The organism is Streptomyces azureus (assembly GCF_001270025.1).
Taxonomy (GTDB): domain Bacteria; phylum Actinomycetota; class Actinomycetes; order Streptomycetales; family Streptomycetaceae; genus Streptomyces; species Streptomyces azureus.
Map to the genome: position 1 here is coordinate 1 of NZ_DF968312.1, position 22,790 is coordinate 22,790.

The following is a 22,790-nucleotide window of genomic DNA, read 5'->3' on the forward strand; positions in this document are numbered from 1 at the left end:
GGCAAGTCCCGGGACATGGAGCGCGCCGTATGAGAGCGCGCCAGTGGGCCAGGGACCTAAGTATGGGGTCGAAGTTCGCCTTCGCCGGCGGGCGGGACGGGTGGGCGCGCATGCTGCTCACCGCCGTCGGCGTGGGGCTCGGCGTGGCACTGCTGCTGCTCACCACCGCGGTCCCGAACGCGCTGGCCGTCCGGCACGACCGGGAGGAGGCGCGCACCGACCTCACGTACGACGCCAAACCGCCGATGAAGAAGGCGGACGACACGCTGCTGGTCGGCGAGGCCGGGACGTGGTTCCGCGACAAGGGCGTGCGCGGGCGGGCGCTGCAGCCCGAGGGCCCCGACGCGCCCCTGCCGCCGGGGGTCTCGAAGTTCCCCGGGGTGGGCGAGATGGTGGTCTCCCCCGCGCTGGAGCGGCTGCTGGCCTCCGGCGAGGGGAAGCTGCTGCGAGAGCGGCTGCCGGAGCGGATCGTCGGCACCATCGCCGAGCCAGGACTGATCGGTTCGCAGGAGCTCGCCTTCTACCGTGGCGCCGATGACCTCGTGGTCAAGGAGGACAGCGGCCTGGTCGAACGCATCGACCGATTCGGCAAGGGGCACCAGACCTCGGAGAAGACGGACCCCGTCCTCGTCCTGCTCACCCTCGTCGTATTCCTGGTGCTGCTGCTGCCGGTCGGCGTCTTCATCGCCGCGGCCGTGCGGTTCGGCGGCGAGCGCCGGGACCGGCGACTGGCGGCCCTGCGGCTGGTGGGCTCGGACAGCCGGATGACCCGGCGGATCGCCGCGGGCGAGGCCCTCGCCGGCGCCGTCGCGGGCCTGGCCCTCGGTACGGTCTTCTTCCTGATCGCCCGGGATATGGCCGGCTCCCTGGACCTGTTCGACGTGAGCGTGTTCCCGAGCTATCTGACCCCCTCCCCCCTGCTCGTCCTGCTGGTCGCGGTCGCGGTACCGGCGGCCGCCGTGCTGGTCACCCTGTTCGCGCTGCGGGGCGTGGTGATCGAGCCGCTCGGCGTGGTGCGCACCGCGAAGCCCCCACGGCGTCGGCTGTGGTGGCGGCTGCTGCTGCCGCTGGGCGGGCTCGGACTGCTCGCCCCGATGACCGGCAAGGGCCGGCACAGCGGGGAGTTCAACCAGTACCAGGTCACCGGTGGCGTCCTGTTGCTGCTCGTCGGGGTGACCGCGCTGCTGCCGTGGGTCGTCGAGAGGGTCGTGAGCCGGCTCGACTCCGGCGGAGTCGCCTGGCAACTGGCCATCCGTCGACTTCAGTTGAGCAGCGGCACGGCCGCCCGCATGGTCAACGGCATCGCGGTCGCGGTGGCGGGCGCCATCGCCCTGCAGATGCTGTTCTCCGGACTGGCGGGCCAGTACACCAAGCACACCGCCAACGACCCCACCCGGGCCCAGATGCACCTGTACCTGCAGAATCACCTCCCGCTCACCCGGGCGGCGGCCGACTTCAGGGCGACCAAGGGCGTTGCGAAGGTCTACGCCTTCGACGAGGGCTTCATCGCCGACCGGCGCAAGTTCGCCGAGAACATCGCCCCGGTCACCATCGCCGACTGCGCGTCCCTGCGCGAGGTGGCCTCCCTCCCCTCCTGCGAGGACGGTGACTCCTTCATCGTCCCGGCCGGCGGCAACGACGAGGAGGTGGCGCCCGGCATGTTCAAGCCCGGCAGCACGCTGTGGTTCGACTCGTTCGACGGCACCGAGGGGGTCGCTCACCGACCGGCGCCCTGGACCGTACCGGCCGACCTGAAGCGGGCGCGGACGATCAAGGACCCGACCGGGTACAAGCGCAACGGCTTCCTGCTGACGCCAGGCGCGCTGCCCTCGGGCGCCGCGCGGGGTGTCACCGGGCAGATCTACCTCGCGCTCGACCAGGGGATGGCGGACGCGCCCGACTACGCGCGGAACACGGCCCGCCGTCTCGGCCAGCCGACCGACCCGGAGACGTTGGTGGCCGGCAAGCACGCGGACGCCTATGCCGCCATCCGCACCGGCCTGTTCGTCGGCGCCGCGTGCGTGCTGGCCCTGATCGGCGCGAGTCTGCTGGTCTCGCAGCTGGAGCAACTGCGCGAGCGCCGCAGGCTGCTGTCGTCGCTGATCGCCTTCGGCACCCGGCGCCGCACGCTGACCCTGTCCGTGCTGTGGCAGACGGCGATCCCGATCGGTCTCGGACTGGTGGTGGCCACGGCGGTCGGGCTCACACTGGGCGCGGTGCTGCTGAAGATGACGGACCAACCGCTGGGCGTGGACTGGGCGAGTGTGCTGTCGATGACCGGCATCGGCGCCGGCGTCGTCCTCGTGGTGACCCTGCTGAGCCTGCCGCCGCTGCTGAAGCTGATGCGGCCGGACGGGCTGCGGACGGAGTAGCCGCCCCACCGGCCGTCAGGCCTCCCGGTCCAGGACCCGTACGGGCAGCGGCCGCAGGGCCTCCCGCAGCGCCGCCGCCAGTTCCTCGTACTCCGCGCCGCGCGCGGCCCCTGCCCGCATCGCGAGAGCGACCCGGCGGGTGGGGGCCGGGTCGGTGAAGTACCCGGTGAGGAGCTGGCTGCTGCGGGAGATCTCGACCTTGAGGGCGGTGCGCGGCAGCAGCGTGACGCCGAGCCCGCCCGCGACGAGCTGCACCAGGGTGGACAGCCCGGCGGCGGTCGTGGTGACCGGCGCGTCCTCGCGGCCGGCCTCCCGGCAGATGTCGAGGGCCTGGTCGCGCAGGCAGTGCCCCTCGTCCAGCAGCAGCAGGTTCAGCTCGCGCAGCGCCTCGCGCGGAATGCCCTCGCGTCCGCCGAGCCAGTGGTCGAGCGGCGTGACGAGCACGAAGTCCTCGTCGAACAGCGGAAGTTCGGCCACACCCGGCACGCCCAGCGGCACGGCGAGCAGCAGCAGGTCGAGCCGGCCGTTGGTGAGGCCGTCGAGCAGGTTGGCGGTCTGCTCCTCGTGCACTTGGAGGTCGAGGTGCGGATACCGTTCGTGGACCAGCCGCAGGACGGTGGGCAGCAGATACGGCGCGACGGTCGGGATGACCCCCAGCCGCAGCACGCCCGTGAACGGGGCCCGGACCGCCTCGGCCTCCTCCATGAGGGCGCCCACCTCGGCCAGCACCGCTTTCGCCCGTACGGCGATCCGCTCGCCCTCGGGTGAGAGCAGCACCTTGCGCGTCGTACGCTCGAGGAGCGTCACTCCGAGTGTCTCCTCCAGCGCCGAGACGGCACCCGAGAGGGCGGGCTGGCTCATGCCGATCGCCCCGGCGGCGTCCCGGAAGTGCAGGTGCTCGGCGACGGCTGCGAAGGCCCGCAGCTGGGCGAGGCTGGGCTGCCTGCGCTTATTACCCACAGTCACTGATAACTACCTCCGATCAACTCGACCGAGTGTAGCTATTTCCGTAATCAATCGAGCCTGTGCCAACATCAACACAGTCCAACCCATGGGAAATGCCCGCAATCCGGGTGTTTCTTCGCTGCAAGGAGTGTGTGTGCTCACCGTCGGTGACAAGTTCCCCGAGTTCGATCTGACCGCCTGCGTCTCGCTGGAGAAGGGCAAGGAGTTCCAGCAGATCAACCACAAGACCTACGAGGGTCAGTGGAAGGTCATCTTCGCGTGGCCCAAGGACTTCACCTTCGTGTGCCCGACCGAGATCGCCGCCTTCGGCAAGCTGAACGACGAGTTCGCCGACCGCGACGCCCAGGTCCTCGGCTTCTCCGGCGACTCCGAGTTCGTCCACCACGCCTGGCGCAAGGACCACGACGACCTGCGTGACCTGCCGTTCCCGATGATGGCCGACTCCAAGCACGAACTCATGCGCGACCTCGGCATCGAGGGCGAGGACGGCTTCGCCAAGCGCGCGGTGTTCATCGTGGACCAGAACAACGAGATCCAGTTCTCGATGGTGACCGCGGGTTCGGTCGGCCGTAACCCGAAGGAGGTCCTGCGGGTCCTGGACGCGCTCCAGACGGACGAGCTGTGCCCCTGCAACTGGTCGAAGGGCGACGAGACCCTCGACCCCGTCCAGCTGCTGGCTGGTGAGTGAGGCATGTCCCTCGACTCCCTGAAGTCCCGCATCCCGGACTACGCCAAGGACCTGAAGCTCAACCTGGGCTCGGTCATCGGCAACTCCGACCTCCCGGCCCAGCAGCTGTGGGGCACGGTCCTCGCGACCGCGATCGCCTCGCGCTCCCCGATCGTGCTGCGCGAGCTGGAGCCGGAGGCGAAGGCGAACCTGTCGCCCGAGGCGTACACGGCCGCCAAGTCCGCCGCCGCGGTGATGGCGATGAACAACGTCTTCTACCGCACGCGGCACCTCCTCTCGGACCACGAGTACGGCAACCTGCGCGCGGGCCTGCGGATGAACGTCATCGGCAACCCCGGCGTCGACAAGGTCGACTTCGAGCTGTGGTCCTTCGCGGTCTCCGCCATCAACGGCTGCGGCATGTGCCTCGACTCCCACGAGCAGGTGCTCCGCAAGGCCGGGCTCGACCGCGAGGTCGTTCAGGAGGCGTTCAAGATCGCCTCCGTCATCCAGGCGGTCGGCGTGACGCTGGACGCCGAGGCGGTACTGGCCGAGTAACCCTCGGCCGCACGCCGTACGTCGCAGGGCCCCGCACACCTGACCGGTGGGCGGGGCCCTGTTGCCTTTCGAGCCAGGCGTCTTGTCCGACCGTGTCGGGCGCGGGTAGGCATAGGTCCGGGGGCCAGGGGGCGGAGCCCCCTGGGAGCCGGGCTACTCCGACGACGCCTCGGAAGTGCCGGGCTGCTCCACCGGCCCCGCCGCTGTCGCCCCGCGAGGCCGCACCGCATGCCGCAGCGCGGACTGCCGCGAGTACGCCCGCAGATACCCCGCCACCGTGTTCGTCACGGCCACCAACGGCACGGCCACCACCGCACCCCCGATCCCGGCCACCATCCCCCCGCACGCCACGGACAGCACCACCGCCAGCGGATGCACCCGCACCGCCCGCCCGAGGATGAACGGTTGCAGGATGTGGCCCTCGATCTGCTGCACCGCCAGCACCACCACCAGCGTCATGACAGCGGTGAACACCCCCTGGGTGACCAGCGCGACGACGACCGCCAGCGCCCCGGACATCACCGCACCCACCAGCGGGATGAACGCGAACAGGAAGATGAACACCGCCAGCGGCACGGCCATCGGCACATCGAGGAAGTAGATGCCCAGCCCGATGAAGATCGCGTCGATCAGCGCGACGATCACCGTGCCCCGCACATACGCCGTCAGCGTCCGCCACGCCGCCGGCCCGGCCCCGGCCACTCCCGGCCGCGCCGCCGCCGGCACCAGCTTCAGCGTCCACTCCCAGATCCGCTTGCCGTCGTAGAGCAGGAACAGCGTCGAGAAGACCGCCAGCAGAATCCCCGTCAGGGCCTCGACGACGACGGTCACGCCTTCCAGCCCCGCCGAGGTGATCTGGTCGGTGTTCGCGCCGACCGCCTCCCGCAGGTTCTTGGCGATTTCGTTGATCTGCTTGTCCGTGACGTGGAACGGGCTGTTCAGCAGCCAGTTCCGCAACTCGTCGATGCCGTCCTGGATCTGGCCCGAGAGGTCGTCGATGTTCTCCATGACCTGCCAGGTCACGAACCAGCCGATCAGCCCCATGACGACGAAGCCGAGGATCGCCGTCAGTGCCGTGGCCGGCCCGCGCGGCACTCCCAGCCGCCGCAGCCGTGCCACGGTCGGTTGCAGGATCGCGGTGATGAGCAGTGCGCTCGCGAACGCCAGCACCACCAACTGGACGGCGCTGATGATCCGCGTCAGCACCCACAGCGTGCCGGCGAGGACGAGCAGCCGCCAGCCGGCCTCCGCCGCGACCCGCACACCCCACGGCACGGCCAGCGCGGGATCGGGCCGGGCGGGAACGTCGGGCGCGTAGTCCGGGGGCGGCGGCACGTGTTCGTCGGACGATGTCCCGGGATCCGTTTCGTCCCGCTCCCGTTCGGCCTCGGCGCGGCGTTCGTTCCACCGCTCGCTCATCTCGGTCAGTCCGGCACCGAGCCGGCCGAGCCACCCTGGAACTCGCGACATGATCCGTCCTTTTCCCCCGTCTCTCCGCACCACTCCCCCCTGGAGAGTCGTCCGTCAAGACCGTACATGGCGCGAGCCCCTCACCGTACGACGGTGAGGGGCTTGCGCTGAGGATGGCTGCGGCTCAGGGCCGCGGGCTCAGTACCAGTTGTTGGCCTGCCAGAACGACCAGGCATCACACGGGCTGCCGTAGCGTTCGTTCATGTAGTTCAGGCCCCACTTGATCTGGGTGGCCGGGTTGGTCCGCCAGTCGGCACCGGCGGAGGACATCTTGGTACCGGGCAGCGCCTGGAACATGCCGTAGGCCCCGGAGGAGGGGTTGACCGCCTTGTAGTTCCAGTCGGACTCGTGGTCCACGATGTTGCTGAAGCACTGGAACTGACCCGCCGGCACCATCTGCCGCGCCATCGCCTGGATCTGCGCGATGGAGTAGGAGGTCGCGACGGGGAAGTCGGAGATGTCTTTGGAGCGGCTGGCGGCCTCCTTGGCCTCCGCGCGCTCCTTGGCGGCCTTCTCGGCCGCGGCGGCCTTCTCGGCGGCTTCCTTCTTCTTGGCGATGGCCGTCTCGGCGGCAGCCTTGCGGGCGGCCTCCTCGGCGTCCTTCTTCGCGCTCGCGTCGGCGGCGATGGCCTGTGCGTCGGCCTGCTGAGTCAGCGACGCCGTCTGCACCTGGACCTGCTGGCCCGCGGGAATGTCCGCGAGCAGCGTGGTGCCGCTTGCCGTCGCTTCGGCGTCGTTGTTCTGCGCGGTGCTGCCAGAGGCAACGCCGACGACGCTTCCGACAGCGGTGACCGCGGTGGCCGAAGCCACTGCGAATCCCCGGACCGAGATCCGGCTCACACGGTTTTCCTTCCAGCATCGCCCGCTTCGGTGACCCTCGCGGACGCAATCGTGCCCCTGGCACTGGCCTCCCCAACTGCGGGGTCACGGGAGGCTCGGGCCCGGTGGGCAACTCCCCCGTGGGGAGTGCCGCGTGGTGCTCGGGCGGCATACGACATCGCTATGCAGTTGACGCTGTGCTTTTAGTGGTGCCGTACCGCTGGGGGTACAGGTGTGTCGTATGCGGGGCCTGACAGGAGTGAGACTCTGCCGCAACACGACGGGGCAAGGCAATTCCGAATTGCGTGTGAAAGCTCACATCCCGTTTGGCGAGCGAGATTCACAGAAACGCCCACACGCGAAGGCGCCGCCCGGCTAGGCTCTTCGCCTTTCCGGACGGCGCCAACTACTGCGTAACCGCCACCGTTTGGTACAGGGCGGTCAGATCTGCCCGTCTTCGAGCATTTCGGTCACAAGAGCGGCGATCTGCGACCTCTCGGACCGGGTCAGGGTCACATGCGCGAACAGCGGATGCCCCTTCAGCTTCTCGACGACGGCGACGACACCGTCGTACCGGCCGACCCTCAGGTTGTCACGCTGGGCCACGTCATGGGTGAGAACCACCCGTGAATTGGCCCCGATCCGGGACAGAACGGTGAGAAGAACGTTCCTTTCCAGCGACTGCGCCTCGTCGACGATCACGAACGCGTCGTGCAGCGAACGGCCGCGGATGTGGGTGAGCGGCAGCACCTCCAGCATCCCGCGGGCGGTGACCTCCTCGATGACCTCCCGGCTGGTGACCGCCGACAGCGTGTCGAACACCGCCTGCGCCCAGGGGCTCATCTTCTCCGCCTCGGTGCCGGGCAGATAACCGAGCTCCTGCCCGCCCACCGCGTAGAGCGGACGGAAGACCATCACCTTCTGGTGCTGACGGCGCTCGAGCACCGCCTCCAGACCCGCGCACAGCGCCAGCGCCGACTTGCCGGTGCCGGCCCGGCCGCCCATCGACACGATCCCGACGTCCGGGTCGAGCAGCAGGTCCAGCGCGATCCGCTGCTCGGCGCTGCGGCCCTTGATGCCGAACGCCTCACGATCCGCGCGCACGACACGGATGTTGCCCTCGGGTGTGACCCGCCCGAGCGCCTTGCCGCGCTCCGACTGGATCATCAGGCCCGTGTGCACCGGCAGGCCGGCGGCCTCGGGGACGTAGACGTGCCCCTCCTCGAAGAGGATGTCCACCTGTTCGCCGGGCAGGGTCAGTTCGGACATTCCGGTCCAGCCGGAGGAGTCCGTGATGGCGAGTTCCGCGCGGTACTCCTCCGCGAGGAGTCCGACGGAGGACGCCTTGATCCTGAGCGGGAGGTCCTTCGACACGACGGTGACGTCGAACCCCTCGGCCTGAAGGTTGCGGGCGACCGCGAGGATGCGGGAGTCGTTGTCCCCCAGGCGATAGCCGCTGGGCAGCACGCTGGGGTCCGAGTGATTGAGCTCGACACGGACGGTTCCGCCGAGGTCCCCGGTCGGGATGGGGGCATCGAGGCGGCCGTACCGCACCCGGTAGTCGTCGAGCAGGCGCAGGGCCTGCCGGGCGAAGTAGCCGAGTTCGGGATGGTTCCGCTTGGCCTCCAGTTCCGTCACCACGACGATGGGCAGCACGACCTCGTGCTCGTCGAAGCGGCTCAGGGCGTTCGGGTCGGCCAGCAGGACGCTGGTGTCGAGAACGTAGGTGCGCCGGTCGGGCTTGTGGCGCTTTGTGCTGGTCACCACGGAAGGACGTACCCCCTCGGATGAGGTCGGGGAGCGACGGAGTGGAGCTGGACCGGTCGTCGGCCGCCCTGCGCGGGCCGAGAACCGGCCCTCCGCCTCTTCGTCCGTGCTGTGACCGCACGATCGGGCTGGTGCAAAGGGCCTCCCGGGCGGACGGCCCCGTGCCGTCCGCTGAGATCCGACACCCGTGGTTCGGGCGTCGACCTGACTGGCTTATGCCCTCGAACGAGCGTCGCCATGCCACGGCATATGACGGCGGGCCGGTGAACTCCGTGTTACGCGCGTCTTCGGACGGGTACCGGGAAGGTTTGCGACGTGCGGTGACCGCGGTGCCGGGCGGCCCACGGGGTCCCGCGAAGTCTCACGCCGGGCGCAGTGCGCCGTAGTGCGTTTCAGCCGCCGTAGCGCCGGTGGCGGGCGGCGCATCAGCCGCCGAAGCGCCGGTGGCGGGCGGCGTAGTCGCGCATGGCGCGCAGGAAGTCGACCTTGCGGAAGGCCGGCCAGAACACGTCACAGAAGTAGTACTCGGAGTGCGCGGTCTGCCAGAGCATGAATCCGGACAGCCGCTGCTCGCCGCTGGTGCGGATCACCAGGTCGGGGTCGGGCTGGTCGCTCGTGTAGAGGTGACGCCCGATCATGTCGATGTCGACGGCCTCGGCGAGCTCCTCCATCGAGGTGCCCCGGTCCTGCGCGTCGAGCAGCATGGAGCGCACGGCGTCGGCGATCTCCTGGCGGCCGCCGTAGCCGATGGCGACGTTGACCAGTATCCCGTCGACGTGCGCGGTGGTCTCCTCGGCTTCTTTCAGGACCGTCTGCATCCCGGAGGGCAGCAGATCGGGCGTGCCGACGTGGTGCACGCGCCAGCGGCCGTCGGCAGCCAGGGTGCGGACGACGTCCTCGATGATGCCGAGCAGCGGGACGAGCTCCTCCTGCGGCCGGTCGAAGTTGTCCGTGGACAGCAGCCAGAGGGTGACGACCTCGACGCCCGCCTCGGTGCACCAGCCGAGGAACTCCTCGATCTTCTCGGCACCGGCCCGGTGACCGTGGACGGTGCTGGACCCGGCGGCCTTCGCCCAGCGCCGGTTGCCGTCCATGATGACGCCGATGTGCTTGGGCACCTGAGCGTGGTCCAGGTGGCCTTCCACCCGGCGTGCGTACAGCCTGACCAGCAGGCCACGCAGCTTGTCGCGCAGGTTCACGTGATTGTCAGCCCCTCCGTACGGATCGGACAGGCCGCGACGTGCGGCCCGGTCGTGGCCGCGGGCGGTCCCTGTCCGTGTGGCAGTCCCCGGAGGCGAAGCCTACCCTCGCTGCCGCCATGGGCCGCCCACGGGTGCGGAACGCAGAATTCCGGCCGGTAGTTCGGGCCGGCTTCGACGCACAAAAAAACGGGCCGGTCCGTGGGGGGGAGACGGACCGGCCCGAGGGGGGGTTTCCACCATAACCCTTCGTAAGTGATGCTGCGTGCATCGGCGCGCCACAACTACTCTCCGGAGCCACCCGGCGACGCGGCGATGCCCGCAGAACCTCTCGTTCACGGCTTGCTCCTGGCCGAAACGCAGCCCCTACGCACCCCGCAGGCAGCCCTTCCGCAGCCCATAAGCAGGGGAATCGCGCACCCTGAGGCGGGATCCGGCGGATTTGCCATACCTTGGGGCCAGCTCGCCGACTTGTCCCCCTATCCCCCCGACGGGTGACCCCGGCCGCGAACGCCCGCTTGACCCCGCACCGCCTCCGCCCCGAGGCCCTGGCACCGCGCAGCCCCCTCCACTGCGCGGTACCGCCCGCGCAGCCGTACTTTGCTGGCGCGAATTACCTTGGTCTGAACTTACGTGAGGCGCGGCATGGAGGCGAGCCGCAGGTGATAACGATGTGAAAACCCTCGTCGGAAGATACGCAAGCGGACGGAGTGAAGGGGCGAGCCAGGTTGCTTAGGTCAGTTTCTGTCCTCTTTCGGGTCTAGGTTCGCGTCATGACGACGACCTCGAGGATCACGTGGGACGCGGCGAGCGCACGGCGGGCCGAGCGGCAGTTCCTGACCGGGCCGGCGGGACCGGCCGGGAGCGGGAGGCCGGTCGCCGAGGTGGTCGGCGCGATGATGGGGGCGCACGCACAGGTGCTGTCCGCGGCCGAGGTGTCGGTGGGCGTGCGGACGTCCGCGCTGACACGGGCGGACGTGCGGGCCGCGCTCTGGGACGAACGGTCGCTGATCAAGACGTACGGCCCGCGCGGAACGGTACATCTCCTCCCGGCGCGGGAACTCCCCCTCTGGGCGGCCGCGCTGACCGCGATCCCGAGCGGGCCGAGCCCTTTCCCGCCCGGCGTACGGCTCACCGAGGAACAGGCCGCCCAGGTGGTGGCGGCGATCGGGGAGGCACTCGAGGACACGTGCCTGACGCTCGACGAACTGACCGAGGAGATCGTCGCGCGGACGGGCCCGTGGGCCGGCGACCGCGTGATGCCTGCCTTCCAGGACATGTGGCCGCGCTGGCGGCAGGTGCTGCACCGGGCGGGCTGGGCGGGCACGCTGTGCTTCGGCCCGAACCGCGACCGGAAGGCGACGTACACGCGGCCGCCGGTTGCGGGGGCGGCAGGCGGGGGGATGGACGGAGCGTTGGGGACGGTCGGGGAGTTGAGGACCGGCAGGGCATGGGGGACGGGCGGGACATCGGGAACTGCCGGGGCATTGGGAACGTTCGTACGCCGTTATCTGCGTGCGTACGGGCCGGCCACCCCGCAGCACTTCGCGAAGTGGCTGGCGGCGCCGACCGGCTGGGCCGGCACCGTGTTCCGGGAACTGGCCGTCGCGGGCGGCATCGAGGAGGTCGACTTCGAGGGCACGCGGGCGTGGGTGGCGGCGGGTGACACCGAGTTCCCGGACGGTCCCCCGCGAGGCGTGCGGCTGCTGCCGTACTTCGACGCGTACGTCATCGCCGCGCAGCCCCGCGAGCGGCTGTTCCCCGGTGCGGCCTACGAGCGTGCCCTGGCGGGCGGCCAGGCCGGCAACTACCCCGTGCTGCTGGTCGACGGCGTGGTCGCGGGTGTCTGGCACCAGCGGCGCCGGGGCCGTCGTACGACCGTCACGGTCGAGCCACTCGTCCGGCTGACGGCACGGCAGGAACGGGAGCTGGGTGAGCAGGTGGCGCGGGTGGGTGAGGTACTGGAGGCGAGGGCGGAGTTGGTGGTGGGGAATGTGGCGGTGGGCCCGCATGCGTAAGGGGCGAGTGTGATCAGGCAGGTGGGGCGCTATGGCCGCCCGGCTTACGGACGTCGAAGAGGTGCCGGGTGCTGTGGGCCAAGAAGGGCCCCTCGTCCTGGATCCGCCGATGCAACGCACGGAGCTGCGGCTCGTACGCATCGACGGTGAAGCCGGGCACCATCCACACCACCTTCCGCAGGAAGTGCACGACCGCGCCGATGTCGTGGAACTCCATACGGAGACGCTCCGCCCGCAGCTCGACGACGTCGAGCCCCGCGGCCTCGGCATCGGCCCGCTCGCGCTCGGGATGGCGACCGCCGCGCACCTCGTCCGGCTGGGGACCTAGGAAGTGCTCGACGAGCTCGAAGGCGCTGCCCGGCCCCACGTGCTGGGCGAAGTACGTCCCTCCGGGCTGGAGGACGCGGGCGATCTCCTCCCAGTGCGGGCGGACGGGATGCCGGCTCACGACCAGGTCGAAGGCACCGTCGGCGAAGGGCAGCGGGGCGTCCTCGGGCGCGGCGACGACCGCGACCCCGCGCGGACGGAGCAAGGCGGTCGCCTTGACCGCGTTCGGTGGCCAGCCCTCGGTGGCGACGGTGAGCGGGGGCCGCTTCGGGGCCTTGACGAGAGCGAAGTCCAGTACTTCCCCGCCGCCGGTCTGGATGTCGAGCACGGCACTCGCCCGCCCCAGCCGCTCGGCCATCGACGTCGCATACCCCCAGGAGGGCCGCGCCTCGGTGGCCCGCCCCTCGAACCAGGAGAAGTCCCAGCCTTCGGTGGGGACGGAGGCGCCTTCGGCGACGAGGTCTTCGAAAGTGCGGTGCGGTCTGTCTGTCACGTCAGAACCAACAGGACGTGCTCGTCGTCTCCGTGCCGGACGGTGCCGGCAGGACGGAAGCCGTGCTTCTCGAGGAGACGTACGGAACCGGTGTTGCCGCTGAAGGGGTCGGCATGCAGGGGCCGGTTCTTCTCCCGCTCCAGGAAAACTCCCAGTGCCCTGCTGCCGATGCCGCGCCCCCAGTACGCGCGCCCCAGCCAGTACCCCAGGAAGCGGCGGTCCCCGTCCCACCAGGCGACGAGGTTGCCGGCGACGTCACCGTCCACGCTCACGGTCTGCACGAAGCACGTCTCGTCCCCGAGGACCCGCTCCTTCCAGTGGGACATGAAGGCCTCCCGCGGCCGGGGCGTGAACCTCGACCGCCGGGCTGCCTCGGGATCCTGCTCGTAAGCGCAGAACGCGTCGAGATCGTCCTTCACGACATCACGCAGCCGCACGTCTTCGATACTCATGCCGGTGAGTGTGGCACCGGGCACTGACAATGCCGCTCCGAAAGCCGCGACAGTTCGGCCCCTGCCTCGGCCGACCGCACACCGTCCGGATCGGTGGCGGCGGTGAGGGCGGTCCGCAGAGCGCGCAGCGCGACGAGATGCTCCCGCAACAACGTCACCGGCGCGCCCCCAGCTGGCCCTTCCAGTCCGTCCAGTCCTGCTGGAAGGACTGGACGGAGCTGCCACGAGGAAGCGACTTGTTCATTCCGTTTGTGAGATGGGCGGGGCGACCACCCTCACGAGTGATCGCCCGCCCGTCGAATCCGCGAGTCGGTCAGCGGTTGACGGACTGGATCTCCTGTACGACGACGTCCTGGGTGGCGCCGAAGGTGCCGTCGGGAAGGTCGCCGCCCGCGCCGCCGGTGCCGGTCCACTGGATCTTCCAGGTGACGGTGGCCTGGAGCGGGTACGTGCCGTTGCCCGAGGAGCGCAGGTATTTCACTCCACAGGGCGGGGTCTGGTCCGCCTTGCCCTTGGCGTAGGGCTCACCGATGCGGCCGTTGTTGATTTCGCAGACGCCGGAGGCCGGGTAGGTCACGGCGTCCTTGGTGCCCGGTTCGATCCTGAGCGACACCGGTTCCGCCGTCGCGGTCGCCTGGATGCCGAGCACCGGAACGGACGCGGTGACGGAGACCGGCTTGAACTGGGCGTCGTCCAGCCAGGACCAGGTCGGGAGGTTGACCTTGGTCGCCTCGGCGGGGGCCAGGGTCACCTTGGTGCTGGGGACGCGGATCTCGGCGTAGGCGAGCTCGGCGAGGATCTCAGGGGTGACGGCGTTCTCGATGTTGGCGGGCGGGGGGTCGCCCTGGTCCACCCAGAAGATGCGTTCGTCGCAGGAGTCCCAGCCCGGGGGGAAGTCCTTGTTGACGAAGGAGTCCCAGAAGTAGCCCTTGCCGGTCTTGTCCTTGTTGAAGTCCTTGTAGGGGTGCCCGTTGACGTAGCGGTCCCGCTGCTCGGCGTCCCACTCGTAACCCGTCGAACCGGCTTCCCAGGTCGGCTCCAGGTACTTCTGCAACTGCTCCGGGGTGTACTTCGGGGCGTACCAGCAGGGGGGAGGCGTCCAGGACGTGGCCGACGTCAGCGCACCTGCGGAGTTGCCGCTGCCGTTCTTGGAGCGGTCGAAGACGATGCCGCCCGCGGTGACGGAGAGGGTGCCGTCTTTGCCGGCGTCGGCGCTCTGCTCGGTGCCCTGTGGGCCGTCACCCAGCGTGTCGTCAGCGTGGGCCATGCCGGGAAACACAAGGAGGGACCAGCACGCGCCGGCTATGACCACCGTCGAGAGCGTCTGCAACGGACGCGTCACGGCCGGCACTTGGGACTCCCGCTCTGCGAAACGATCTTCTGGATCATCCAGACACCCTTGTCGTTCTTCTTGAGCGACGTGTGGTAGATGACGTAGCTCTTGGCAGTGACCTTCGTCTTCTTGACCTTGTCGGTCTTGAGGTACTTCACATACGCCTTGCCCTGGTCCTCGCAGTAACTGAGAGAGGCCGTTCCGTCCTTGTCGACCGCGACTCGGGGGGCGTAGAAGCGGTAGGCGCCGGTGATGGCGGCCTCATGATCGACGTAGTTCTGAATGAACTTCTGCGTGGTGGCGGCGGCTTCGCCCTCGTAGTAATAGAGGTACGGCTTGTCGAGCGCGTCCTGGTTGACGATCGCCAAGTCCACAGCCTTGATGGACTGCTCGCTGTCCGACAGGATCGCGTCCTTCTCCTTGTCCCCGGTCTCGGGCCAGTCGAAGGTGTAGGAAAGGTCGGACGGCAGGTCGATCTTCGGACGTCCGGCGGCGGCCGGGTCTGACGCGGTCGGGGATGCCGAGGTCTCGCTTCCCGCGTCGGCTCCCGCGATCTTGTCGTTGCCCTTGCTCTCGGAGCTGTCATCGCTCCCGCACGCGGACAGCGTCAGGGCCGCAGCGGCGGTCAGCGTGAGCGCTGCGAGGAGGGTGGGGCGGCGGTTCACGGTCGGCTCCCGGTAAGAGGCGAGGCTTCTCTTGAGCGAACCAAAGCTATACAGCGGTGTGTAGCCGCACCAGGGTGAAGGTTGACGACCGGTGGGGTGTATGGGGAGGAATCGGCGATACGCCGACCAGTTCCAGCCGTAACGGTTGGATAACGCGCCAACCCGTTCTTCAGGAGGTGGGCGTTTCAGTCCTGAACCAGCAAAGGGCCGTGGGGCATGGGCCCGTGGGCCTATGTGGGGCCTACTCGCCTATGGATACGTTCGGGTTCCACAACCGGTGGCCAAGGTGGCTGGTGGGACGGTCGGAGGTGGCCCGTATGGGGCGGCAGTGGCGGGACGGGCGCGGGGAGTTGGTCGTGCACGGGAGTGGTGGGGGGCCGGTCGTCCGTGTGCCGTTGGAGATTGCCACCTCCTATCGGGCCCGTACGAGAGGGCTGTTGGGGCGGGACTCCGTCGAGGGGGTGATTCTGCTCTCCCCCGCAAACAGCGTGCACACCTTCCGGATGCGCATGCCGATCGATGTCGCCTATCTCGATCGTGACCTTCGCGTCATCGCCGTGCGGACCATGCGGCCGGGGCGGTTGGGGATGCCGCGACTGCGTGCCCGGCATGTGGTGGAGTCGGAGGCAGGGGTGATGGCGGAGTGGGGAGTACGGGTGGGTGGGTTGGTCGAGGTCATCACATAGCGAAGACCCGTCCCCTTCCAGGACGGCGCCACTACCTGTCACCCTTCTCACGGGCGATCTCCGGCAGGTCACTGACACGAATGTGCGGTAGTTGGTCGACCGCGGACTCGACCGCGTCGATCGTGTGCACGGGTGGTTCGTCGTCCGACGCATACAGCCGGGCGCGGACGGACTTTCCTGACGATGTCGCCAGCCAGTAAGCCGACGGAAGGTTTTCCTCGGCCGGATAGAGAACGGGAACGCCCAACGCCATGGCCAGACGCCGAGCGAGTTCCGGCTCAGCCGGTGCCTCGTTGACGAGGGCGTCCTCCACGTAGATGTCGAGTTCCAGCGACAGGTCGCCGCGCAGCCTGATGTAGCCGCACAGGACAGGTGCGGTCCAGTCGCGTTGGCTCTGGTCGCCGTCCCGGTCGGCCACGTCCACGTCGGCGCCTTCCGTCCTCACGGCCTCCGCCAGGGCCTCGGCGAGTGACGTTGGCGGGACCGGCGGCCCAGCCAACAACAGGTCATAGATCATTGGTAGGTCCCGTCATACACCTTCTTGGCTTTGGCCACGGCCTGGGGATTGTTGGCGAAACGCGGGTTCTTCGTCAGGGCCGGGGCGTTCACGTCGCCGTTCGCCCTGGCGATCTCCTTGAGCGCCGCGTACTCGTTACGGTCCATTTCTACGATTCCCGGACCCGAGTCCGGATAGACACGCCCGGAGTCCTCCACCCCGTAGCTACGGCCATTGATCTCGTAACGGTTCGTCGCCTTGTTGAAGTGAGCTTTGTTCTCGGCGATCGCCTTGATGTCCGCCTCGACGTCGGCTTCGTGCCCCTTCATTATGACGCTGTTCTTCGCCTTGATCTGGCCGTGCTTGGCACCGGAAACGGTGTGCCTGGGATGCGGGAACTTCAGGGTCCTGCCTGAGGCGGGCCCTTCGACGTTCTCGTCAGCGACCCATTCCCGCGCCTTCGCCTGCACCCCGTCCGCAGCCTTGTCCGCCTCGTTCGCCTGTTTGCGGGCCTCCTGCGCCTGCTGCTTGGCCTCCTCGTCGCAGCCGTCCTCGGCGAGGATGACGTACGGGGAGTCGGCTCGGCCGGCGGCCAGGACGGTGGTGCCTGTGCCGGGGCCGCCGCCGTACGGGCTTCTGCGGGGCGGCGCCGCGAGGGTGCAGCCCGACTCGCGGGCCTTGCGCTCGGCCTCGTCCGCTGCCTCGTCGGCCTCCTTCGCCGCCCTGCGTGCGGCTTCCGCGTCGCCGGCCTTGGCCGCCTTCCTCGCGTCCTCCGCCGCGTCTACCGCCCTCTCGGTGAGCTTGCCCAGCTCGCCGAGTTTCCCGAGTTTGCCCAGCTTGCCGAGCTTTCCGACGAGCTTCGCCTCGCCGTAGCCGGGGATGAAGAGGGAGCCGACGTTCCATACGACCGTGGTGACGGCGCGGGTCTCGTTGCCCTGGTTCCACTGGTCGCGGACCTCCTCCCCGATGAACGTGTCGTCGAGGATCTTCCCGCCCGAGTTCAGGGTCGCGCCGCCCCAGTCGGTGAGCGCGTCGAGGTATTCGCCCTTCGCCCATTTGTCGCCGGCGTCCTTGGCGTCCTGTGACCACTGGTCGGCGATGACGCCGCCGTAGTCCTTCAGGCCGTCCAGGGTGTCGAGCGGGTTGGTGACCGTGTCCCAGATGCCCTTGAGGTCACCGCCGATGCCGTCGACGACGAGGCCTTCGCCGACCTGCTTCGCCTGGTCGCCCGCGCAGTCGAAAAAGGCGCCCACGCCGGAGAAGCAGCCCTCGTCGTCCTTTTCCTCGTCGTCGTCCTTTTCCTCGCCCTCGTTCTCCTTCTCGCCGTTGCCGGCTTCTTGGGTCTTTTCCTCGGCGGTTGTCGTGCGGCGCCCCGTGTCGTCGGGCTGGAGCCCTTCGCCGGTCCTGGCGTCCGTACCGTCACCGGGTGCCGCGGCCGGGGCCGGGGCCGCGCAGGCCGTTCCCGTGACCTTGCAGATCGCCGACTGAAGGCCCCCGTAGATCTGCGTGCCCAGGCCGCTGATGACGAGGGAGGTGATGATCGCGGCCACGACCGCGATGAGTCCCGCGTACTCCACCGCCGTCTGGCCCTCGTCCCGGCGCCAGCGGATCATGCGGGGCAGGGAGAAGGGGCGGCGTTCGGCCCGGGCCCCTTCGGGGAGGCGGTACCAGGTGCGGGTGTCCTCGCGGGTCAGGAAGTAGAGGACGAAGGCAGGGACGAAAAGCTGGGTGAAGCCGCGCGGTGATCCGTCGGTGATGTTGGCGATCGCGCCGGCCATCAGCCATGCCTGTACGGCGATCAGACCGCCCCAGATCCGCGTCCCGCCCAGCCACGTGCGCCGGGCCAGCCACCAGCCGAGGACGCCCGGGGCGGCCCCGTACGCGGTCAGGGCGAGTACGCCGCTGTCGACCGCGTCGTACGAGGCCGCCGTGAGCAGCAGGCCGAGGCCGCCGACGACCGTGACCGCGAAGAGGGCGTGAACGAGGACGAGTGCCGTGGCGAGTGAGCCTGGCATGCTCTGCCGCCCGCCATGTCCTGACGGCCACGGCCCGCCGCGCTCCGGAGCTGCCCCCATCGAGGCCATGCCTCGCCCCCCTCGCACCTTCGGTCTACGACACGGCTCGAGAGTAGGGAGGGGCCTCCGGGGCGGGATGGGTCCTCGGCCCCAAATCGGGGCCCAAAGTGGAGGGTCAGCTGTAGGGGCGTCCCAGGCCGGTCAGCCAGGTCTCGGGGGTCCGGCCCGCCCTGACGCTCACCTCTTCCGAACCGGCTGAGCGGATGTCCATCCACGTACGCCCGCTGTCGTCCTGCCCGGCCCGCCTGACCCTGATCAGGGAGCTGCGATCGCCGGCGCTTCGCAAGCGGGAGGTTCCCTATCGCAGCGCGGTGCGACACGGTTGATCGTCTCGTCGGCATCGTTGGTCAACTCGACGCGTTCATGGGCGCCTTGCCCGACGTACTGCCCTCCCGTTTGTCGATGACCGCCCGGTAGTCGCGGCGGGCCTCGTTGAGGCCGCCCCGTTCACAGGACCGGCGCGCTCGGTCGAGGAGTGCCTTCGCCACATCGGCGCGGGCGCGGGACGGATTCGCTGGGTCACGGCGGGCCAGACGGTCACCGGTCCGAAACGAGCTGGAGGATGGCCGTACCGTCCTCCCCGGTCGCCGCCTGGATCACCACCGCGTCCGGCTGCGGGCTCGGGCGCCCCGCGTCCCCGAGGCCGCCGCACGAGTTGCCGCTGCCGTTGCTGCGGAGGACGGTGATGCAGCCCTGTCCCGGGCCGCTCGCGCTGCCCTTGGACTGGCCGTTGCCCGACTTCACCGTGTACGCGATGTTGTTCGGGCCGACGTCGGTGACGGACAGGGTGGCCGGGCCGCGCGGACCCCTGAAGGGGATTTTCACCGGCTCGGAGACCGCGATCTCGCAGGTGCCGTCCGCGCAGGCGGTGATGTCACGGCCGTCCGCGGCCGACACCGAGGGCTTGGGCTCTGGCGTGGGCTCGGGTCGCTTCGTGGAGTCGGCCTTTGACGGCCGCTCACTGGGTGGGGACGACGCCTTCGCGGGCTCGTCCGAGTCGCTGCCGCAGCCTGCCGCCGCCGTCAGGACGATCAGCGCGGCGAGTGCGACTCCGGTTCTGCGCAGTCCGCGTGCCTTCGTCGCGGCCATGGTGTTCCCCCGTGTGCTGTGCTCCGGCGTGCCTCGGTTCGGTGTTCGGCAGGCAGTATTCCCTCGTGTCGCTGTCGTCACTCGCCGGCGCCCGCGGCTACCTCGTCGAGGATGCGCTGATAGTCCTCCCGGGACGGCACGGAGACTTCTTCCTCATGCCCACCGCTCTTCCCGTGGAGCTCGCGGATACCCCCGCAGAAGAGGTGGTTGCCGGCATCCAGCGTCCGGCCGGTCACCCTGCGGCCGGTACGGGTCGTACACGTCGACGCGGTAGCGGGCCCGGTAGTAGGCCACGCTCGACCCGTGCGAGAACGCGCAGGTCGTGTCGTACGTACGACGCTCCAGGCGGCTGCACGCCACCAGTTGGACGTCCTCGGGGTCCGAGGTGTCCGAGCCCGTGCCCGTGGATGTGACGACCGGGCCGGAGTCGTGTTCCTCGGCGAAGAGGACCGCCGGGCGCGGGGCGCTCACGCTGTAGGGGGATGATTCGGGGTACGCGGCGTCGGAGTCCGTCGTGGCTTCCGCGCACAGGCTCGCGAGGTCCCGTAGGTAGTACGGCCGACTGGCCATGACGATGTCGGCGAGGGGTGAGAGGGTGAGTGCCCAGGCGACGACGGAGGCCACGGCCACGATGCCCGGGCCGGCGAGGATCCGCCTGTGCGGCGGCATCGGTACGGGGTGCTTGTCCTCTACGGCTTCGGCCAGGGCATCTCGGTCCGTCATGGTCCGGAACGTCACGTACCGCTGTTTGCCGCCGTCGAGCCAGGACAGGCGTAGTGATCCGTGGCGGATTCCGGGTCCGCGCGCGGGAGTGAGCCCTTGGACGGCGTGCCAGGCGATGGCGATCGTGTCCGTCCCCGCCCCTGCTGTGCCGACCAGCAGGCCGCCGTCACATACCGCGAACCACCGTCTGCCGTCCCGGGCCAGCAGCCAGTACGCCAGACCGCCCCAGGAGACCGCCAGCCAGAGCAGCACCGCGACGGGTTTGGCACCTGGGTCCATGTCCATTTCCGACAGGGCCTTGACGAGGCACAGCACCATCGCCCAGTCGAGGCCGAGCTTGGCGATCAGCAGTACGGGCACGGACCGGCGCTCGTGGTGTACGCGGCGCACCTCGCCGAGGCCGGCCTGTGTGGCCAGTCGCGGCAGTGAGCGTCGCAGCCGCCACTCCCCCATCGTGCCCCCTGATGTCCTCTGCTCAGCTCTCCGAGCGCGGGAAGGAGACCTCGACCCGGCGGTTCTTCTTGCGGCCGGTTTCCGTGGAGTTGTCCGCGATCGGGTACTGCTCGCCGTAGCCGCGTACCTCGTACGTGACGTTGGAGTCGTTCAGTTCCTGGCCCAGGACGTTCTGTACGGCGTCGGCGCGTTTCCTGGACAGGACGTCACCGTGGGCGGAGGAACCGAGGTTGTCCGTGAAGCCGAAGACGCGGATCTTCGTCGCGTTCTGTGCCTTGATCTCCTCGGCGATCGCGGAGATACGGGCCTTCGCCTCGGCGCTGAGTTTCGCGCTGTCCTTGCCGAAGAGGACCTCGGCCTGGAGGGCGAACTTGACGTCGGCGTTGGTGTCTTCTCGGCGTTCGTCGCCGCTTTGGTCTTCTACGACCTGTTTGATGTCGAGGACCTTGGCGGCGGCGAGGGTGGCGCCCTCGGGGAGTTTGAGGTCCGGGTCGTTGGGGTCGACCTCGACGGGGGCGGAGGCGGAGGCCTCGGTGCCCGGGGGGACGCCGGGGGTTTCGTCAGCGTGGGCCGAGACGGCACCGTAGACGTTGGTGGCGACCATGAGGGTGGCGGCGGTGAGGACCAGGGCGAGGCGTGGGGTTGCCGTTCGGATGTGCGTTGGGGTCATGGCCGGCCTCATCCGGAGATCTTGATGGTGCCGCTGGAGAATGTCGGTACTTGCAGGGCGACATCAGCCGTTCCCGCCGGCGGGGCCGGGAACTGCATGAACACGGGGAGCGTCTGTCCGGCCTCGAGGGTCGTGAGGCCCGTCGTGGTCAGCGGACGCCCGTCGGTGTCGCGAAGGACGTAGTAGCGCTTCTTTCCCTTGGAATCCACGAGAGTTGCGCCGCCTAGCGACTGGCCGTGTTTGATGACCTCGGTCTCGTCGCCACTCGTTTGGGCAGGGATGGCCACCGATTCCGCTCCGTCGTTCTTCAGGTTGCCGCTCACCGTGACGAAGCCCCCGGCGTCCCTCTGGGCGGAAGTGATCTGAAGAAGCAGTCCGTCTGTGCCCTTCAGTTCGGCCAGAGGCGTTTCCGCCTGCCCTTCCTGAGCACTCGGCTTGGATCCACTGTCCTTGGAGGCGGACCTCTGCGGGCTCGGCTTCTCATCGTCGCCGCCACCACCGCCGCAGCCGGCCACACCGAGGGCCAGTCCGGCCGCAACGGTCATTGCGACCATCCCCCTGCGGGCCTTCGCAGTGAACCGAATGCTCATCTCTCTGCTTCCTTCATCACTCGTCGTTCGCTTGTGAGTCGGCCAGGTGGACTTCGAAGAGGTCCTCGGGTTCGGGCAGAACATCGAGATCGTCCGGGTCCAGCTTCCAGTCCTTCCCGTCCTCGCAGGAGAGCTGCGGCAGTACGTCAGGACCGGCATCCTCGGCTGGGGGGTCGACGTCACAGAGGGACTCGATCACGGCCGTGGCGGACGCATCGGATTTCCGCTCCGCCGTACCAGGGACGACGGACTCACCGACGGACTTATTGGTCTCCACCTCGACCGTGAAGCCCAGATGTCCCTCCGGCCCGCAGCTCAGCACTTGGGCGTCGTTCTGTGCGGCGAGTTCATGGGCGCGCCAGCACGACGGCTGGAGTCCTTCGGCATTGCCCTCAAAAATGCCCGGCCACTTGGTCGGGGCGAGTACGTCCTTCACCCACGCGCCCGCGAGTTGGTCCCGTCTGTCCTGAGCCGCCGCGAGAGCCGCCGCATCGGCAGCTGTCTGGGCGCCGTTCCGATTCGCCGCGGCCTGACCGACCGCGAAGTAGGCGAACGCGAGAAAGAGCAGGCCCCCCACCACCGTGATATAGATGGGGAAGGCCTGCCCTGCGTCGCCGTACCGGCGAGGTCGCATCAAGGAGCGACCTTGGCGATCTGTGCCTGAATCTTGGTGAGGATCGTCTGACCGATGTTCGTACCGGTGATCGCCAGCACGATCGCCACCACCACCGCGATGATGCCCAGGTACTCGACCGCCGTCTGCCCCTTGTCGCCGGCGCGGCGCTGCATCGCCTGCACCGTGGTGTTCTTCCAGCCGTTCACGCGGACCTTGGTCGCGACGGCGGTCTTCAGCATCAGGTCGCTCATGGTGTTCCCCTCCGGTTTCGGCTGTGCCGCTTTCG

Annotated in this window: 22 protein-coding genes; 5 read left to right on the forward strand and 17 right to left on the reverse strand. The window is 69.2% G+C overall.

Annotated features, from left to right (window positions below):
- Positions 1-29 precede the first annotated feature (29 nt).
- A complete protein-coding gene (locus AOQ53_RS22035; RefSeq protein WP_059419780.1) occupies positions 30-2,372 on the forward strand; it encodes an ABC transporter permease in 2,343 nt (780 codons plus the stop codon).
- A gap of 15 nt (positions 2,373-2,387) precedes the next feature.
- On the opposite strand, the gene AOQ53_RS22040 is transcribed toward AOQ53_RS22035, so the two are convergent.
- A complete protein-coding gene (locus AOQ53_RS22040) occupies positions 2,388-3,332 on the reverse strand; it encodes a LysR substrate-binding domain-containing protein (RefSeq protein ID WP_059419782.1) in 945 nt (314 codons plus the stop codon).
- 139 nt (positions 3,333-3,471) lie between these two features.
- On the opposite strand from AOQ53_RS22040, the gene AOQ53_RS22045 reads away from it, so the two are divergent.
- A complete protein-coding gene (locus AOQ53_RS22045) occupies positions 3,472-4,026 on the forward strand; it encodes a peroxiredoxin (RefSeq protein ID WP_059419783.1) in 555 nt (184 codons plus the stop codon).
- A gap of 3 nt (positions 4,027-4,029) precedes the next feature.
- Positions 4,030-4,563, forward strand: coding sequence for an alkyl hydroperoxide reductase (locus tag AOQ53_RS22050; protein WP_059419785.1), 534 nt, complete (start codon positions 4,030-4,032; stop codon positions 4,561-4,563).
- Between the two features lie 153 nt (positions 4,564-4,716).
- On the opposite strand, the gene AOQ53_RS22055 is transcribed toward AOQ53_RS22050, so the two are convergent.
- The 4 genes from AOQ53_RS22055 to AOQ53_RS22070 all read right to left on the reverse strand — a co-directional run bounded on the left by AOQ53_RS22055 (position 4,717) and on the right by AOQ53_RS22070 (position 9,818).
- Positions 4,717-6,033, reverse strand: coding sequence for an AI-2E family transporter (locus tag AOQ53_RS22055; RefSeq protein ID WP_059419786.1), 1,317 nt, complete (start codon positions 6,031-6,033; stop codon positions 4,717-4,719).
- A gap of 138 nt (positions 6,034-6,171) precedes the next feature.
- The gene (locus tag AOQ53_RS22060; protein WP_059419787.1) at positions 6,172-6,873 is read right to left on the reverse strand and encodes an aggregation-promoting factor C-terminal-like domain-containing protein; all 702 of its coding nucleotides are present in this window, start codon (positions 6,871-6,873) and stop codon (positions 6,172-6,174) included.
- Positions 6,874-7,293: 420 nt separating this feature from the next.
- On the reverse strand, positions 7,294-8,619 hold the full coding sequence (locus tag AOQ53_RS22065; protein ID WP_059419788.1) for a PhoH family protein: 1,326 nt from the start codon (positions 8,617-8,619) through the stop codon (positions 7,294-7,296).
- Positions 8,620-9,044: 425 nt separating this feature from the next.
- Positions 9,045-9,818, reverse strand: coding sequence for an isoprenyl transferase (locus AOQ53_RS22070; RefSeq protein ID WP_059419790.1), 774 nt, complete (start codon positions 9,816-9,818; stop codon positions 9,045-9,047).
- 773 nt (positions 9,819-10,591) lie between these two features.
- Here AOQ53_RS22070 and AOQ53_RS22075 point away from each other — a divergent pair.
- On the forward strand, positions 10,592-11,836 hold the full coding sequence (locus tag AOQ53_RS22075) for a winged helix DNA-binding domain-containing protein (RefSeq protein ID WP_059419791.1): 1,245 nt from the start codon (positions 10,592-10,594) through the stop codon (positions 11,834-11,836).
- A gap of 13 nt (positions 11,837-11,849) precedes the next feature.
- Here the strand turns inward: AOQ53_RS22075 and AOQ53_RS22080 are convergent, their stop codons facing one another.
- The 4 genes from AOQ53_RS22080 to AOQ53_RS22095 all read right to left on the reverse strand — a co-directional run bounded on the left by AOQ53_RS22080 (position 11,850) and on the right by AOQ53_RS22095 (position 15,106).
- The gene (locus tag AOQ53_RS22080) at positions 11,850-12,656 is read right to left on the reverse strand and encodes a methyltransferase domain-containing protein (RefSeq protein WP_059419792.1); all 807 of its coding nucleotides are present in this window, start codon (positions 12,654-12,656) and stop codon (positions 11,850-11,852) included.
- The gene (locus AOQ53_RS22085; protein ID WP_174523328.1) at positions 12,653-13,108 is read right to left on the reverse strand and encodes a GNAT family N-acetyltransferase; all 456 of its coding nucleotides are present in this window, start codon (positions 13,106-13,108) and stop codon (positions 12,653-12,655) included. Before AOQ53_RS22085 ends, AOQ53_RS22080 begins: the two co-directional genes overlap by 4 nt.
- Positions 13,109-13,421: 313 nt before the next feature.
- On the reverse strand, positions 13,422-14,375 hold the full coding sequence (locus AOQ53_RS22090; RefSeq protein ID WP_059419823.1) for a hypothetical protein: 954 nt from the start codon (positions 14,373-14,375) through the stop codon (positions 13,422-13,424).
- A 71-nt stretch (positions 14,376-14,446) separates the two neighbouring features.
- A complete protein-coding gene (locus AOQ53_RS22095) occupies positions 14,447-15,106 on the reverse strand; it encodes a hypothetical protein (RefSeq protein WP_174523329.1) in 660 nt (219 codons plus the stop codon).
- Between the two features lie 317 nt (positions 15,107-15,423).
- Here AOQ53_RS22095 and AOQ53_RS22100 point away from each other — a divergent pair, with 317 nt between their 5' ends.
- Positions 15,424-15,792, forward strand: a complete 369-nt coding sequence (locus AOQ53_RS22100; RefSeq protein ID WP_059419793.1) for a DUF192 domain-containing protein — start codon at positions 15,424-15,426, stop codon at positions 15,790-15,792.
- Positions 15,793-15,823: 31 nt separating this feature from the next.
- On the opposite strand, the gene AOQ53_RS22105 is transcribed toward AOQ53_RS22100, so the two are convergent.
- From AOQ53_RS22105 to AOQ53_RS22140, 8 genes are all read right to left on the reverse strand, one after another.
- Entirely contained in the window at positions 15,824-16,216 is a 393-nt protein-coding gene (locus AOQ53_RS22105; protein ID WP_236711752.1) for a hypothetical protein, read from the reverse strand.
- A gap of 89 nt (positions 16,217-16,305) precedes the next feature.
- Positions 16,306-18,303, reverse strand: a complete 1,998-nt coding sequence (locus AOQ53_RS22110; RefSeq protein ID WP_059419796.1) for a Flp family type IVb pilin — start codon at positions 18,301-18,303, stop codon at positions 16,306-16,308.
- A 597-nt stretch (positions 18,304-18,900) separates the two neighbouring features.
- Complete coding sequence (locus tag AOQ53_RS22115; RefSeq protein ID WP_059419798.1) at positions 18,901-19,452, reverse strand: hypothetical protein; 552 nt, start codon at positions 19,450-19,452, stop codon at positions 18,901-18,903.
- 153 nt (positions 19,453-19,605) lie between these two features.
- Positions 19,606-20,628, reverse strand: a complete 1,023-nt coding sequence (locus AOQ53_RS22120) for a hypothetical protein (RefSeq protein WP_059419800.1) — start codon at positions 20,626-20,628, stop codon at positions 19,606-19,608.
- Positions 20,629-20,650: 22 nt separating this feature from the next.
- A complete protein-coding gene (locus AOQ53_RS22125; RefSeq protein WP_059419802.1) occupies positions 20,651-21,298 on the reverse strand; it encodes an OmpA family protein in 648 nt (215 codons plus the stop codon).
- 8 nt (positions 21,299-21,306) lie between these two features.
- Positions 21,307-21,888, reverse strand: coding sequence for a hypothetical protein (locus AOQ53_RS22130; protein WP_059419803.1), 582 nt, complete (start codon positions 21,886-21,888; stop codon positions 21,307-21,309).
- 16 nt (positions 21,889-21,904) lie between these two features.
- Entirely contained in the window at positions 21,905-22,522 is a 618-nt protein-coding gene (locus AOQ53_RS22135) for a pilus assembly protein TadG-related protein (RefSeq protein WP_099054662.1), read from the reverse strand.
- A complete protein-coding gene (locus tag AOQ53_RS22140; RefSeq protein ID WP_078945436.1) occupies positions 22,522-22,755 on the reverse strand; it encodes a hypothetical protein in 234 nt (77 codons plus the stop codon). The genes AOQ53_RS22135 and AOQ53_RS22140 overlap by 1 nt, the downstream gene beginning before the upstream one ends.
- Positions 22,756-22,790 lie beyond the last annotated feature (35 nt).